The sequence below is a fragment of the Vibrio sp. 10N.239.312.D08 genome (assembly GCF_041466145.1).
GTDB lineage: Bacteria > Pseudomonadota > Gammaproteobacteria > Enterobacterales > Vibrionaceae > Vibrio > Vibrio crassostreae_C.
The window spans coordinates 84,452-99,578 of record NZ_JBFSSD010000001.1; the positions used below are offsets into that span (position 1 = coordinate 84,452).

The 15,127-nt window shown below is 39.0% G+C and carries 14 protein-coding genes; 12 read left to right on the plus strand and 2 right to left on the minus strand.

The window, feature by feature from the left end:
• The first annotated feature begins 32 nt into the window (after positions 1–32).
• From AB6D58_RS00435 to AB6D58_RS00490, 12 genes are all read left to right on the plus strand, one after another.
• Positions 33–434, plus strand: a complete 402-nt coding sequence (locus AB6D58_RS00435) for a hypothetical protein (RefSeq protein WP_372156017.1) — start codon at positions 33–35, stop codon at positions 432–434.
• A gap of 176 nt (positions 435–610) precedes the next feature.
• Entirely contained in the window at positions 611–2,701 is a 2,091-nt protein-coding gene (locus AB6D58_RS00440; RefSeq protein WP_372156018.1) for a ParB N-terminal domain-containing protein, read from the plus strand.
• A gap of 259 nt (positions 2,702–2,960) precedes the next feature.
• Positions 2,961–3,413, plus strand: a complete 453-nt coding sequence (locus AB6D58_RS00445; protein ID WP_372156019.1) for a hypothetical protein — start codon at positions 2,961–2,963, stop codon at positions 3,411–3,413.
• Positions 3,414–3,531: 118 nt separating this feature from the next.
• A complete protein-coding gene (locus tag AB6D58_RS00450) occupies positions 3,532–4,032 on the plus strand; it encodes a hypothetical protein (protein ID WP_372156021.1) in 501 nt (166 codons plus the stop codon).
• Between the two features lie 12 nt (positions 4,033–4,044).
• A complete protein-coding gene (locus tag AB6D58_RS00455) occupies positions 4,045–4,269 on the plus strand; it encodes a PRTRC system protein C (protein ID WP_372156023.1) in 225 nt (74 codons plus the stop codon).
• 17 nt (positions 4,270–4,286) lie between these two features.
• Complete coding sequence (locus AB6D58_RS00460; protein WP_372156025.1) at positions 4,287–4,517, plus strand: hypothetical protein; 231 nt, start codon at positions 4,287–4,289, stop codon at positions 4,515–4,517.
• 274 nt (positions 4,518–4,791) lie between these two features.
• Positions 4,792–5,577: a hypothetical protein gene (locus AB6D58_RS00465; RefSeq protein ID WP_372156027.1), complete on the plus strand. Its 786-nt coding sequence runs from the start codon at positions 4,792–4,794 to the stop codon at positions 5,575–5,577.
• The gene (locus tag AB6D58_RS00470) at positions 5,577–6,995 is read left to right on the plus strand and encodes a hypothetical protein (RefSeq protein ID WP_372156029.1); all 1,419 of its coding nucleotides are present in this window, start codon (positions 5,577–5,579) and stop codon (positions 6,993–6,995) included. Before AB6D58_RS00465 ends, AB6D58_RS00470 begins: the two co-directional genes overlap by 1 nt.
• Before the next feature lie 271 nt (positions 6,996–7,266).
• Entirely contained in the window at positions 7,267–8,694 is a 1,428-nt protein-coding gene (locus tag AB6D58_RS00475; RefSeq protein WP_372156031.1) for a hypothetical protein, read from the plus strand.
• Between the two features lie 92 nt (positions 8,695–8,786).
• Positions 8,787–9,593, plus strand: a complete 807-nt coding sequence (locus AB6D58_RS00480; RefSeq protein WP_372156033.1) for a PRTRC system ThiF family protein — start codon at positions 8,787–8,789, stop codon at positions 9,591–9,593.
• 246 nt (positions 9,594–9,839) lie between these two features.
• The gene (locus AB6D58_RS00485; RefSeq protein WP_372156035.1) at positions 9,840–10,352 is read left to right on the plus strand and encodes a hypothetical protein; all 513 of its coding nucleotides are present in this window, start codon (positions 9,840–9,842) and stop codon (positions 10,350–10,352) included.
• A 408-nt stretch (positions 10,353–10,760) separates the two neighbouring features.
• On the plus strand, positions 10,761–11,987 hold the full coding sequence (locus tag AB6D58_RS00490) for a hypothetical protein (RefSeq protein ID WP_372156037.1): 1,227 nt from the start codon (positions 10,761–10,763) through the stop codon (positions 11,985–11,987).
• A gap of 359 nt (positions 11,988–12,346) precedes the next feature.
• Here the strand turns inward: AB6D58_RS00490 and AB6D58_RS00495 are convergent, their stop codons facing one another.
• Together AB6D58_RS00495 and AB6D58_RS00500 are read right to left on the minus strand one after the other, a co-directional pair.
• Positions 12,347–13,558 carry an AAA family ATPase gene (locus AB6D58_RS00495; protein WP_372156039.1) on the minus strand — a complete coding sequence of 404 codons (1,212 nt, stop codon included), beginning with the start codon at positions 13,556–13,558 and terminating at the stop codon, positions 12,347–12,349.
• A gap of 30 nt (positions 13,559–13,588) precedes the next feature.
• Positions 13,589–14,899 (minus strand): hypothetical protein, encoded by a 1,311-nt coding sequence (locus AB6D58_RS00500; RefSeq protein WP_372156041.1) that lies wholly within the window; start codon positions 14,897–14,899, stop codon positions 13,589–13,591.
• Positions 14,900–15,127 lie beyond the last annotated feature (228 nt).

Sequence of the window (15,127 nt, forward strand, 5' to 3'; positions counted from 1 at the left end):
CTAGTGAACTATTCATTGTTTAAAGGTGACTTATGATCAAGCTAATTTCTACATCGCTACTTTTAGTATCGAGTTCGGTAGTTGCACAAGACTATCGGCTCCCTTTGCCTAGAGAATTGCCAATGAATCAAATCGAACAGTGGGTAGAAAACATTGCCATTGCTGATCAGGTTTGTTCTCAACTACCTGATTACTGCTTGTCGGCACTGAACGATAAAAGCTTGGTGATCACTGAAACGAAGCCTCACAAACTCTTTGTAAATGAAGATGGTGCTATTTATGTGCATAAGATGATCAGTGTAAAAGGCATCCAACCAACCCAATTAAAACCTGTTCCTGTTAACTATCAGCTTCTTAAAGCTCAACTAAATAGTTCAGTGTTACCTAGTGACCATCAAAGAATTGTCCAATCTTATCTGAGTCCGACTTACTGAGCTAAAAATCAAGTAAGATCGCTTGGTAGGTAACCAGCAAGTGATCAGCATTTACTCCCCGCCAAACTAACCAACCTTCTACCCTTTGTATTTCTTTATGGTGATCAATTAAGCCTAATTTGAGACTTATACAATAGCCCTGTCTTAATTAAATAACCAATTTACAGGTGATGTGTATGTCATTAGAGCAAACCCAACAATCAACTCAATCAGATCAAGGTATCTCTGCTTCTTCTTTAACTAGCATTGACTCAGAAACACCTAAAGCCATGCAAACGGTAGGTAACCTAGAGCAAGCACAACCAGTAAACCCTTTATTTGAAGAAAGCACTAATGATGTTGCTACAAATGAAGCGGTATCTGACAGTTCCTTGATTCACCTTTACGCAGATCAGCTACAAGCAACCCCAATGGGGAACTACCGTAAAAGACGCGATCCAGTTAAATTTGCAGAAACTAAAGAGTCTGTTTTAGTTCATGGAATTTTACAAAACATTGTAATTCGTGAAGCTGACGCAAATGGAGAAGCTGTATATGAAGTTGTAGCAGGTTACGGTCGTTGGCAGATTGCACAAGATATTTTAGCTGAACAGAATGTTCGCATTAAAATTCCATGTCTGAACAAAGGTAAAATTTCTGATAGTGAAGCTCTCGCAATTGCACTTGATGAAAACAACAAGCGTTCTGACGATTCCATTTCAGAACGTGCGGAACTTGCAAAAGAATACATTGGCCTTGAGGGTGGCGATATTGCTACAGCAGCATTAAAGTTAAATGTTAGCGAGTCTATTTTCCGTGAGTTATTACAACTAACCAACTGTTGCTCTGAGCTTCTTGATGCCTTAGATGCTCAAGAGTCACCTGTTAAAAAAGGTCACTGTATTGCCTTAAGTCAGGTTGACGAAAAGATTCAAAAAGATACGCTTCAAAGTATCGTTAATGACCCATCAACATACACTGTTAAATACGTTAAAGAACGCCTTAAAAACATTGAAATAAGCCTAAACAAAGCCAAATTCGATCAGACTGAATGTGGTTCTTGTCAGTTTAACTCAGGCGGTGCTTATTGCTTTATGTTCTCTGATGAAGAAGATAAGAAGTGTTCGAATCCAACTTGTTACACGACCAAGAGTAAAGAATGGTTAGAGCAAGTTAGAATGAAAGAACTAACTGAAAAATACGGTACAGTAATCGTTTCATCAATTAAGCCAGAAACGCAAGTTCGTCCAGTAGTCGCTGATTTCCTTGGCGAAAATCAACTTAAGGACTGTGCAGATTGCACAAGCTGCGTTGTTTATCTGTATGACTCGGCCAAAGAGGGCAAGTTTGGTGATGCTATGCGAAATATCTGTGTCGATTTAGATTGCCACACCAAGCTATCTAAAGCCCACAAAGATGCTATGAACCCTCCTGTTGAGAAAAAAGGCAAGTCTAATGCTTCAAAGGGTAGCGTATCATCTGAATCAGCCGAAGATACAGCAGCGATCTTGGCGAGAGCAGCAGCTAATAAGCGTCAGCCTGTTTCACCTAAAGCAGATAAAGGTACTAGCAGTGATAAAACTCAACCTTTAAACACTGAATCGTCAACAGAGAGCAATACAAACTCACAAACGAAAAGTGCGCCAAAATCAGAAGCTAAGTTATCAAAACGTATTCAGCGCACATACGCAAACATGATTCAAAAGTCTGTTACCGCTACTGTTACAGCAGATCAGAGTTTCGGATTAGCCGTTGTTGTTAAGTCGATTGATTCAAACTTACGAAAACCAAAGTTAGGTAAAGAATCAATTACGTCTTTGACCAAGAAGACACCCGAAGAACTGAACCAGTTAATTTTCTCTACCATTGGTGATTTCTGTAATCAGTTCGTGCAGCTTGACTCGGAATCAACTGATAAAAATGGCTTTAACGCTAACAAGGTACTTCGTGAATCATTTGGGTACATCATGGAAAACAACGCAGACGACCCAAGAGATTTAGCAGGGCTAGAAGAAGCTAAGAAAGCTGTGATTATTGAGAGTTGGACACCAAGCAAAGATCTACTAGAAATATTCACTACGACTCAGTTAGGGCATATCGCTGATGATTCGGGCTTTGAGCAAGCATACAACGAAATCCATAAATCAGAAACCGCATGGGCTACGTACATCAACAAGCATCGTAAAGATGAAGTTATTGCTGAAATTCTTAAAACCTCTTTCGATTGGTCAGGCTTTGCACCAAAAAATTACATCGAACTAGGCTTGTCTTACTCTGCACCACTATAGACAGCCAGAGTAGGGAATTGCCCCTACCAAACCAATTTAATTAAGACGCTACCGACCAAGCCCTAACTATCGTGTTAGGGCTTTTTTCGTTGAGGTTCTTCAACGGTCGAGTGGTTGAATATATCAAGGTAAGTTCCAGGCGATCAGTGTTCACTATCAACTTGTTTATTTTTTCACTGGTGATCAATTGCCAGCTTTTTGAGAAGTGTATCTTTTTAATTGAACTCGTTATCAACTTAATTAACAAAAGGGGTCAACTATGATCAAGTCGCTTTCCAAATTGGCGTTAGTTTCTTGCGCTCTACTTACATCCAATCAAGCTGTATCTGGTCAGCAAGCAATTGTATCAGTTGCAGACTATTCCAAATCTTCTTTCACTCTTGAAGCTCTAGATAGCCAACGCCACAAGGCGAAAGTCGCTTATAAGCTGTCTGACGATGATTCAATTGCTAGTGCAATTGAAAAGGCTCAAGCCGTATCAGATGAAATGCTTGGCAATTCAACTCAATTTGGCTATTCCACGCTAAATACTCACATCACTACAGACGTTCAAGATAACGATGTATTCGTAATTGTTGAAACCTCATTTATGCCAGTTACCGAACCATCCGAAGTTCGTAATGCAATGCTTTATTCTCAAGTGGTTCAATCAGGTAAGGCTAAACAAATGGCAATCGTCCGTTCCGTTTTGGATAACAGCTTCATTTTCTAGAGCCAAAGCAATCAATACCGCTTCACGCAACGTTGCGGTATTGATTTTATCTTGGTGATCAATTGAATGTTCATTGAGATTAGTAAAATTTTAACATCAAAGCAAAGAGGACATTTTAATGATTGCTTCAACTATCTTCGACATTCTAAAACAATCTCAACTTGACGATTGCACTGTTCAATTCAAGTTTGTTAATTCCAAGCCTACCGTTGTTGTTAAGTTCAATGTTGTTGGTGCTAAACCTACCGACTCTGAAAAGCTCCAAAAGCTCCGTCAAGCCCTGTCAGCACCATTAATGGGGCAATACGATGTTAGTCAGCTTGAAACGCTTGATGGATATATCATTGAAGATCTAGGCCATGCAGTAGAACATTTGGGTGATAGTGTTTCTGAGTTACTTAAAGAGCAGAAGAAAGCAGCTAAAGCTCCATTGAAAAAAACCAAGAAAGATGCGACCACTGGTACAGGCAAAAGCAGTGCTGAATCAGCAAGCACAGCTAAAAAACCAGAGTCTACTACCTCTAACTCTAACAGCAGCCCTCAAGCCTCAGAGGAAGTAGCACAAAGCGAAACGTCAGATATGTTTGTTGGCTTAGATATTTCAGAATTTCGTGTTTAGGAGTAAATAAATATGGCTTTACAAACATTACCACGTAAATTCAAGCTCGGTCGATTATTCCTTGATGATCCAGACCCTACAGCTTCTCTACATGATGTTAGAGGTATTCACGCAAAAGATTTTCCTGTCGTTCGTCAAACCACTGTTTTTGAGAACGATGGTGTTCCTGATGAAGTTGATGGTATGCCAGTTTTACTTTACGAGTACATCGTGCCACCTGTTAAAGTGAATGGGTAACAAGGGGAATAGAAACTATGGGTTTATCAGAACTAAACATCGATTCCCTGTTGGAACAAGCTGCCAACCTACATGGTAGGAACTCACCAAGTTCTCAAGTGTCAGTACGTGTTCAGCGAATCTTAGCGACTTCTTCAAAGACTCCCCAATACTCAATCGAGAGAGGAAATAGGCTAATATCAGCCTTTGGAAAGGTTCAGACCAAGGTGTTTGCTGCCGACCATCCATTAGTACCACCGCTAATTTAATTGATTCTCAAGCAAGGGCGACAATTTGATTGTCGCCCCTGTCATACCTGTCAATTTCACCGTGAAATTCAACCCAAAAAACGCACTTAAACCTTTGTTTTAAAAGAATAAAATGCAGGTGCAAAAAGTTGTCATTTTTTTGGAAAACTTAAAATAACATAGGTGATCAATCTCTTTGGGATTCTGGCATTTGATAACGCTAGGTGATCAGCAGCAATTGGTTTTATGTGATTAAAATGAACATAGTTTAAAACTTTGAAACAAGAGAGTTATCATGCAAGTTGTTACGTTTTCAGACCAAAATACCAATCAACAATCTCAGGCTAACAAAGCCCAAGAACCAGTAACACCTTTTGTCCTTGCTTTCTCTAACGTAGGCATTATGCGTTGCCCTGTAGATTCAGATGGTAATGTCTTAGATGGTCAGTGGCTAAATGAAAATCAGTTAATCGAATCTCTAAATGAATCATTGGAGATCTCAAAACTGGTGAACTCCATGAATAAAGATTTATCTACTTCGTCAGCAGCAATGCCAACTACACGTAGATTGTTCGATGATCGTTTGCTGTTTGAAAATGATGATGCGGTTGTATGGTTTTCGAGTGCCAATCGAGTTCTACCCCAATATTATTCGGGTGAGAACTTTTCTCGTATCCCTCACCCTCAGTTGGTTTTCTTTGCGTCTAAGAAGATTAATCGAATGTCCGTTGTTGCTACTAATTCAAAGCTACGCCCTGATCTGTCTACTCCTATTTATCACGCCCCTTTAGCAAATATTTATGACGACACTCATTTATGTCAAGGTTCTGCTCACTTACCACCTCAGCGAAATTCAAGCACGATCATTGAAATGGAAGATACGTTGTTGAAGTCACGTTACTCTGGTTTCAAGTTGAACTCCATCAAAGGTTGTAATGGTCACGCAGAGTGCGTTCGCTTCTACAAAGATATTGATGGTGATAAAGAGTTCCCTGTAGATAGATTGGTGACATACAGAGAGGGAATGACTCTTGAACTATGGGTAGAGTCTCAATTTAAAGCAATCGGTGGTAGTTGGTAATGATTGGATTCAAACCATTTAACTTGAACAAACTTCCTACCTTCACGGAAAGAATGGAAGACTTCATTCTTACAGAGAAACTTGTAAGACGTAACAACAATAGGAAAACAAATTTTGCTGATTTTTCAGACAAGATAGACCCATCTACTCAGGGCGGTAAGGGGCAAACAGCTTTCATTGCAAATTTAGCGTTAAATGGTTTTGGTTGTCACACGAATTTAGTTGATGCTAAAAACATTGACCCAACGATCAGTAAAATGGACAACTCTCGCTTCCTATTAGCCATGTACGAGAACGTTTCTAAAACTTTTGAGCGTAAGTACGTCAAAAGATATAAAGAGCTATTAGAGCCGCTTAGAGAAGCTCATTTACCCATTTTTAATGACCTATGTTCAAAACCTCTATCCAGCGTTATCTCTACAAGTTTTGATTTTTTCAATCAATCATCGTTTTGCTCAATGGACTCTAAGGTTGATTCCTTGGGAGTCATTATCGGTGGTGATGGAGGTTACACCTATACTAGATTTGATTTGCGTACTCTTTCATCAGATTTTGGTTTCTGGCTCAGTCACTTCATCGATCAATTAAGCATTGCAGGAGTTGGGTTTAATACACCATCGAAACTCTTTGATACCTCAGAATTATCTTTGCTAGATGATTATCTACCTGAAATCGAAGATAGGAATGTTATTTTCAACCCAAGGTTACTTGAGCTTGCGACCTCAGTTCTTGAGCAGATGGAATCTGATGAAGAAAGATATGATTTTATTAGCAGTGCTTTCATTAATTGTTTGCAGTTCAAAACTGAGTTTGATGGGAACAAACAGGAGATAGTAGAGTGGTTTAGTCATGCACTAAACAATACCATTGAATACATCGAATCTGACTTAGATATGTTGATCGGTGGAGTAGAGTTGTGCAAGTCTATCTCTGAATATTATAACGTTGATCCAGAACTAGATATCTTACGCTCTGGTTTCGATGTAATGCCAAACATATCTGGTTTACCTAACCTGTCAGGCAAGTGTGTTACAAGCAATTTAAAGGCAATTCTCAAGTGTGCGCCAAAAGCAACTACAACAGTTGAGGCATCCATCTTAGAGTGTTTTAAAGGTACTCTAGAATTAGCCTCTGAAACCCATTTTTCTGATATTAAATCTGACGAGTTAAGCACTAGAGAGGGGCGTTTCATCCACACTGATCTGACAGGCCGAGAAGGTAGCATCAATGACTTGATTGCTAACTATGAGACTCAAACGCTCATGCAAATTAATATGGGTTCTTTCACTGGTGTTGAAGAGTTTGACCATAATGATTTATCAAATATCATTGAATCTGAAGCATTGAGTGCCGCGCTGTTAAATGCACTATTCTGCCTTATGAATAAAACAGACGATCATATCTCTAACGTCTTTTAAATCTGCCTATTTAAACCTGTCAATTTCACCGTGAAATTTCCACTCCAAAAACGCCACAAACCCAAGCCACACAACGCTTTAGAGCTGTTGCAAAACATGGTCATTTTTTTGGAAAACGGATAGGTGGTTCTAGTCAAATCCGAAGTTTTCTAGCGATCTGATTTGACTTGAAAATCAAAATATTCGGTATTTGGGTACACTGGCGATCAGCCTAAAGTCATTTGAGATAATTACTATTTCCATAAAGGTTACAACTATTGAGAATAGACAAATGACAATTTTTAGACCATTCAATTTATCATCTAAGATTGCTCGACATACAGAAGAAATAGCCAAATCTATTGAAACGGAAAGAGCTTTAAGAAAACAGTTTGAAGAAGTTTCAGTAATCAATTTTATATATGATGGTAATGTTCAGCAATTCAAATTCTTGATGCAAATTGCTAACTCAAATCTTTGTAATCGCCATTCGTTAGTTGACTCTGCACCTAAATTTCTTACATCCAATGACCCTCTTGTAATCTCTCGATATGGAAAAGCAATCACTCATGCTGTACGTAACGGCATCCATAGTCTAGAGCGGAGTGTTAACTCTGATTTGCTCGAACCATCAATATTCTCTCAAGATAAGAACTTGAAGTTATCAGGAGCGTTACGTTACGTCTTGGACATTTCAATTGGTACTGATGTAGTTCAGCCAAACTCTTTGATTGCGACTGATTTTTTCGGAGCACGCTTTTCAAATGCTGTCGGTTCTTACTTCTGGAATGATCAACTAAGTGTTGAAATGAGAAAATGGGTTGGTGCATTAGTTCAATCACTTTGCGGTTATGGGATAGGACACATGGGCTTAGATGATACCTGTGATATGTATCATAGTTGGTATGTAGAAGAATTTTATTCAGTCTACTCAAGACTATTAGAGCTAAACTACAGCCTACTCTCGCCACTCTTTGAGTATATGGATTCGTTACAAGATAAACTTGAATTTTCATTGGACAAATTCGCTAAATTACATAGCCAAGCCTTAGTAGCATCAGTAATCCCGAGTCACGTACAAATATCAGAAAACGGTGAATACAATCCTGTTACATCGGATCAACGATATGACCTTTCGTTTAGAAAAATAAAGCAACTGAGAAAAGCTCATGCCACTAAGTTCGCTAATAACTTAAAACTTAATTTCGGTGATAATTTTGATACATACTTATCAATGATAGAAGACGTCAGATTCCGCAAATGTGTAGAAGAAGAATCAAGTTTGTATTTTGAGATTAGTGAAAAGTACAGTTTCGATCACAAGTTCCATATGAATAAAACTTTGCTTTTCCTGTTGAACGAGTTACCTAAACCATCTACCGAACATGATAAAAAAGTTTTTGAGTATGTTACCAAGGTGCTACCAAAGGCCGTGAATCATTTGGGGTCTGAGACAGTTGGGAGTGGGGCGTTCGATTGTAACGAACAACACGTAATGCAGACCGTAGCTTTTGGTTCAATACAAAGTGAATTCGAGTCAGAGTTGTGCATGGTTTTTCAAGGTCATACCGAAATGTTACACGAAGAAGAAGAACCTTACTCTTATGTTAGAGATCCCAAGCAACTGGAGTTAATACTGCGAGAGCATTTCGTATGTAATGCGATCCTTACAAGTATTGCTCGGTTAGCAAGTTCAAGAGGTCTTGAATCTTTCTGGTAAGTATTAAAAGTTTCCTGGTGATCAGCAAGAGTCGATTTCAACTAAGTAAAATCAACTTATAAGCAAATCTAACTTTAAAGGTGGAGTTCCAAATGAATACAAAACTAAAAGCACCTCAAGGATTTTCTGGTATCAATCGACATACCAAGGTCGCTCTCGTTGGCGCAGGTGGTACTGGCTCGGCAATGGCAGCTCGACTTCTAAAGCTCCATCAAAGTCTTGTTGCAGTGGGCGATTATGGCTTGGAAGTGACTGTCTATGACCCGAAAACAGTTACAGAAACTAATGTCATTCGCCAACATTTTTGGAGTGAAAGCGATATTGGATTTCCAAAGGCAAGTTTACTTGTAAATCGATACAACCAGTTCGGAGGTATGAACTGGCAATACGTTGTTGGCAAGTTCAATGTTAACACTTTAAAAGGGTTGCCCGACCTAATCATTACGACTGTAGATTCAGCAAAAGCCCGATTGGAGATTGGAAAACATCTGTCCACCCTATCTAGCTACCACGTTAACGATAAGCTTTGGTTGGATTTAGGGAATGGCAGCAACGGAGGTAATGCTTACATAGGTTCACAATATGCACATAGTGGGTCAGGTGACGCACCAAGCCCATATCAATTATTTAAACAAGATTGGGAAGAAATTGATGATTCAAAAATATCGGAGCCAAGCTGCTCTGCTCGAGAAGCCCTGCTCAAGCAAAATTTGGGCGTTAATGATGCACTCGCATCTATGGCACTGTTTCGCATCCTTGCACCATTGATGCTGAAAGGTGAAATAGAGATCTCTGGATTTTTCCTTGATTCAATTAGTGGTGAAATGACTATACCTTTTGGAGAAAACTCATGGGCAATTTATGGCTATGTAGATTCAAAAGTAGATACGGCTGCGTAGGGTGAACAGTATGAAAACAAGATTTGGGAGTCGTCCCACATAAAGCGAGTTTGCTCTAAGCGGATTCGCTTGGAGTAAACAAATGACCACTTTTACCACTTTATTTGATTGGTTCGGTGGAGACTGGACTACTGTATTTGTCGTAGCTGTATTTTTACGTTTGCGCGTTACTTTAGTAGTTAATCGTACTGGAACTGATCGCACTTGGAGCGTTCGCTTAACTTTTTAATTCTATAAGGATACACCATGAATAAGAACAGAGAACGACAACTAGAAGCAGCATTGCTTCAAATGGTAACTGAAACAAAGAATGGTGGCACACCGTCTGTGACTACCATTCGTTCGGCAGAGATTTTGTTGTCAAAGACTCAAGATGAAACCATCGAAACTGCAATGTTTGATAATGCTATTTCGCACCTAAAACATAAGAAATTCTTAGTTTCTTGTTTAGCTGAGGCTTATATTCACCAATTTTACTCAACTGAACTTTCTAAGAGTCAGTTCACAGCTAAACTGATTGAAAACAATAATGTCACCATGTGCGATGTGAATATAGAGTATGCTGATTATGGTCTAGCAAAAGTTTTTCGTTTTGAAAATGACCAGTCTGTAATCGTAGAACTCGGTGTCAAAGGTAAACTCATTGCCTTACACAACCTTGAAGAACTGCAAGAAAACCTTAAATCACCATACATTGAATTACTGCTCAATTGTAAAAGTAGCCCATTCCTATCAAAGAGTGAGAGCATTTTTTCATAGGTTAATTTAGGGTAAAGCTGATGATATGGCGTAGAAGAAAGATTGAGCGAGTCTCTGGCAACCAAACCTCGGACTCGCCTAAAACGCTATATGTTTAGAGTGATCGTTATAGCCCACTACTAATTTTGTAAGTGTTTAGTACACTTAGGAACTACCACTAAAACCAAACTTGCAGACCAAAAAAATCTACTCAATTCACTTTCAACGGTAATGATCATAATATAATTCTTCACATCCGTAATTTCAAGATAAAATCTACTTTGCAAACCATTTCAACAGATTCTAGAAATCTCAATCATTGCTCCATTTGTATCCCCTTTAGCATCTACACAGGTGATCAGTAGGTAGTGGTTTGAACAATTTAAAATGGCATTAGTTGTTCTAATCTCTGTCAAAGTTGGTGACTCTATGCACTTAAAATTTAACTCTGCTAAACACCTCTGTTTCTACTTATCCCATCCTTGCAGCATGACAAAAGTCGCTCGTGGTAGTGATGGTTCAAAACATTGTGACAAAATTCTAATTGGTGCTAACGAAAACGGTGTAGCAATTATCGGGCAGAGAGATAATCAAAGCTACGAGCGTATTATTCCTACTTCCGAGTTCTCATTAATTCAAAGTGGTGCAATCGCAGTTGAATCAACAAAGCTATTAGGGGTGATGCGAACTTTTGGTGATCAGTCGGTAGAATTAATTTTAAAGGAGAACGAACGCCCTTCAAACTCTAAAGAGAATAAACCATCCTACAAACTACAAGTTAAATCAGGCCGTTCACGTATTCATATCAACGAAGTTGTTGAAGCGAATGAAGTACCAAGAAGCAACGTAGCTCTAAAAGATGCAAAATCATTTCATTTTAGCCTCAATTTGCTCAAGGAAATGATCCAATCTGTTAAACCTTGTCTGACTGAAGATTGTTCTCAAGCAAATATGCGTTGTCTCCAACTAAAGGTCAGTTCTGACACTATATCAGCTTCTACCGTTGATGGTTTAAGGTTGGCAATAGCTAAAGCGAAATTAGCACAACCATATGACGGTGAACTAATCGCTTTAATTCCTACAAGAGTGGTTGATATGATCCTTTCGCTTACTGCTGAAATGGATGATTGCGTCATATCTATTGCAAAGTCAGCTATGGCAATCACAGTGGGGTCATTAAAATTCCAATCATCACTAGTGGACGTTAGATATCCAGATCTGAACAAAGTAATGCCAAGTGAAACCTTGGGATTTGCTGTAGTCCAAGCTAAACCATTTATAGAAGTATTGGAAAGGGCTAAAATTGCCGTTGATATTAGTACCTCAGCTAATAATAACATTCCAAGTCGAATTGTAATTAACTTCAATACTGACGGTAACTTGCACTGTGAATCTTTCAAAAACGCCAATCTAATTACAGAAGAAGACTTTCTATCAGAGAAAATACAACTAAAAAGCTCTGAATCACTCGTTACAGCGTTTGATTATACTTTCCTACAACAAGCTATTAATTCAATGAAAAGCTCTATGGTGAGCCTTACGCTTGCGAAAAACAATCATGGCAATGAGAGTGATCCTGCTATGGTACTTATTACTCCATTAGATCAAGCTAAACCATTCACTTTAATGTCTCTTATCATGCCTCAACGCACGTAGGCTCTTAATATGCCTCGGAAGAACCATTGCTTTACCTCTAGTAAAGCAATGGTTCTTCTGAGGATCACCCGAAGGCTATGGCATGAGGGAGAAATCTCTTCATATAGATCAATTATCTATAATACTTATAGATAATTATAAGCAGGTCATTTTTCAATCACACTTTTGTCTATCTAGACAAAAGTTCGATACTTTTTGTCTACTAAGACAAAACTTTTGTCCTTTCTGATCATACTTTTGTCCTACTACCAAAAATTTACATTGAAACTTTTGGGATCTTTTTGAATTTGAATGATCCTTTTGTCTATCTCTGTTCACGCTGGCGATCAGCAAATTAGGGTTGGCTGTTCATTTCGTGATCAGTAATTATTGTCTGGAGTAGGTCTGAATAGTCCAAGCTCTTGATTTGTCTCGGGGCTGTCTGACTCTATGTGCTTCACCTCAATTCCACCACCTTTGTTTCGATCATTACGTTTTGAGATCATTTTCTTTAACTTTTTGTCTGTCACTACTTCTTGTTGTTGTATCAGTATGTTTGGATCAGTTTCAAAAAGAGGTTTTTCTACCGAACTTTCATACGAATCGTTCGCAGTGATACTCTCAACTTGGCTTGAAGCACTTTCTTTATCATGACGATCAGTGTCATTTTGATTATCTGTAATCTCGAATGATTCAGTTTCTCTCTGTTGAACGGGTTGCGTAGATGAAATGCTTGGTTCTGCTTCTGATGCAGCAGGGTGATCATCATTCCTACCAATATCAGGATTTATAAATAGCTGAAGTTCATTGTGTTTAAAGGTGATCGGATTCGATTCCTTTATTTTTTTGTGCCTTGGTACAAAGTTATCTTTCGAGTGCCATAATTTGCATTCAAGTTCGCTGTCTCCGTAGAACAATGCCAAGTGATACTTAGAAGTTGCTTGAGTTGACGTAAGGCCGCTACCCCCTGTGGCATTAAGGAAGACTTTTGTCGATTGGTTGCGATCAGCTTGCAGCTTAGTAATGTGATGGCTTAATAAAATCGCCACATCCGCATTCTCAGCCACTGCATCAAGCGCAGTTTCAAGTAGTTTGTCTTCTTCTACCTCGCGGCAATTCCCCATGACTTTTCTTGCCGTGTCGATGATAATCAAGTCGTAACCAGAAGCTTCTTCTATTAATTCATTAACTTGCTGTGTGCTAATTGGGTCGTGTAAAGTTCTCGAGATCAGGGCATTAGGTAATACAGACAGACTCAAGTTCTCAGCCAGTAGTTCCATTTCTCTATCACCGAAGTATCCCTGAAATTGCGTTTGGACACTGGCCCGGCTCATAAAACCTTCAATCCGGTCTTCCTGACAAATGAACAGCACTTTTTGCGGACTAGCTTTTTTGGTATCAATAAGGCCTACGAGTGGTTTCGCAGTAGATACCTCATAAGCCAGAGATTGTAGAAAGTAAGATTTACCAATGTTTGGTGGCCCATAGATCATGCCTGTTTTCTTCCGAGAAAGGCCTGGTAGCACAAAGTTTGCCTCTAGCTGTTTTGTGTATTGTTCTATGTTGTCACGCGTAAAAGGCACGATTTTCATCTTTGATGATCGAGATATATACATTTTTTTCTACAAGTCGTTTTTAGGGTTCGTGAATAAAGTTTGTGAATCATTCACTGGTGCGTACTGTATCTTGTGCTTGAAAGGACTTACTTGAACAAAGTAATACCCAGTCAGCTCCCTCAACTTAGCTGCAAATCCATCTTTTAGAGCTTCTTCTGTTAGAGCTTTCTTCAGTTTGTATTTCCTTTTTGTCTCCGTATTGGGGTTCTCTTCAAAGCCAATAATTTTGACCTTGTTATCCATATACTTTTGAATCACTTTATTTAGGTCATAGCCAGCAAAGAAACCATCTGCATTGGACTCTAGGTATTTCATAAAATCTACTCGGTTCGCTTTGTTCTTAAGGCCGATATAGCGCTGCATTAAAATATCACGAGGGATAGATGCATCTCTTGCTAACGAATCGTGATAAGCACGCGAGATCCCAATGATTATGTGCGTTTTAGTTTTTGGCGATATGTTCTTACGGTTTTGACAATTATTTAAATCGCAGAACGCTATAATTTGGTCATCAAGGAGATCAATGTCGATGGCTTTATCCATATCGAAATAGTCACTTGTGCTCGGAGTTATGCGAAACTTAGTATTAGTTAGACGTTGCAAGGCCTCAAGTGTCTTATTCTTGTTCGAAAGACAAGTACGTTGACCTTGAAGGCGTGTTATCTCTGCTAAGTTTACAAAGATGTATTGGTACTTTCTGCGAAACATCGAGTTGTCATCGAGGTTGCTGTAGGTACCTTTAACGTTTAACGATAAGTTTTCGAATGGGATGCACTGTGGTAGATGTGTTTTCTTGTATGCATCATCACGATCGTCTGATTCTGATGTGGCTTTCTTCTTCTCGCGCTTTTGAACGAAGTCTTCCCATCCCCACAAAACGTCACGAAGAGTCTTGTGGTTTATGGTGTCTTTATCAATTGGTTCGCCATAAGCAATACAAGCATCAAGAATGTGACGATCATCTGTAGTCGGAATGCTATTGAAGATACCCATCTTGAGTTTTGTGTAATGTGCTTCTCCACCATCCCAGTATTTCGAACCATCTACCCAGTACGGTTTCTCTACTATAGTCTCGGCCCAGGGCTTATGACCTGTGGCGATTAAACCAATGTCTTCTGGTGTAAGGTTTAGAACAAGATTTCCATCAACACTAATAGTATGTTTATGCGTCAGGAACGCGACATCAAAAAGAGTGCTTGATATTTTCTTTTGAGGGTTTTTTTGTTTAAAGTCTGAAGCTGACACACCTTGGTAGCCTGATTCGTTGTCTACCGTTTCTGCCTGCCCAGAACTTGATCGTTGATCGATCTCTTTCACTTTGTTATATTCCTTGGCTCTTAGCACTTAGTATCATTTCTAAGTCGTCACTACTAAAAAACATCTTGTTGTTGAAGCATCTCTTGATGCCGATTTGCTGTGCTTTGGTTTTACACACCAAAAATAGCATCTCTCCAGCCAACTCAAAATCTTTGATATAGATTTTGGGTGCTTTTGTGTACCCGCTACCTTTTAGATATAGATTTTGGGTACTTTTCTTCTTTATGT

Bases quoted from the DNA above. Each gene is read 5' to 3' on its own strand.
- AB6D58_RS00435 (WP_372156017.1), top strand. From the start codon at position 33: ATGATCAAGCTAATTTCTACATCGCTACTTTTAGTATCGAGTTCGGTA.
- AB6D58_RS00440 (WP_372156018.1), top strand. From the start codon at position 611: ATGTCATTAGAGCAAACCCAACAATCAACTCAATCAGATCAAGGTATC.
- AB6D58_RS00445 (WP_372156019.1), top strand. From the start codon at position 2,961: ATGATCAAGTCGCTTTCCAAATTGGCGTTAGTTTCTTGCGCTCTACTT.
- AB6D58_RS00450 (WP_372156021.1), top strand. From the start codon at position 3,532: ATGATTGCTTCAACTATCTTCGACATTCTAAAACAATCTCAACTTGAC.
- AB6D58_RS00455 (WP_372156023.1), top strand. From the start codon at position 4,045: ATGGCTTTACAAACATTACCACGTAAATTCAAGCTCGGTCGATTATTC.
- AB6D58_RS00460 (WP_372156025.1), top strand. From the start codon at position 4,287: ATGGGTTTATCAGAACTAAACATCGATTCCCTGTTGGAACAAGCTGCC.
- AB6D58_RS00465 (WP_372156027.1), top strand. From the start codon at position 4,792: ATGCAAGTTGTTACGTTTTCAGACCAAAATACCAATCAACAATCTCAG.
- AB6D58_RS00470 (WP_372156029.1), top strand. From the start codon at position 5,577: ATGATTGGATTCAAACCATTTAACTTGAACAAACTTCCTACCTTCACG.
- AB6D58_RS00475 (WP_372156031.1), top strand. From the start codon at position 7,267: ATGACAATTTTTAGACCATTCAATTTATCATCTAAGATTGCTCGACAT.
- AB6D58_RS00480 (WP_372156033.1), top strand. From the start codon at position 8,787: ATGAATACAAAACTAAAAGCACCTCAAGGATTTTCTGGTATCAATCGA.
- AB6D58_RS00485 (WP_372156035.1), top strand. From the start codon at position 9,840: ATGAATAAGAACAGAGAACGACAACTAGAAGCAGCATTGCTTCAAATG.
- AB6D58_RS00490 (WP_372156037.1), top strand. From the start codon at position 10,761: ATGCACTTAAAATTTAACTCTGCTAAACACCTCTGTTTCTACTTATCC.
- AB6D58_RS00495 (WP_372156039.1), bottom strand. From the start codon at position 13,558: ATGAAAATCGTGCCTTTTACGCGTGACAACATAGAACAATACACAAAA.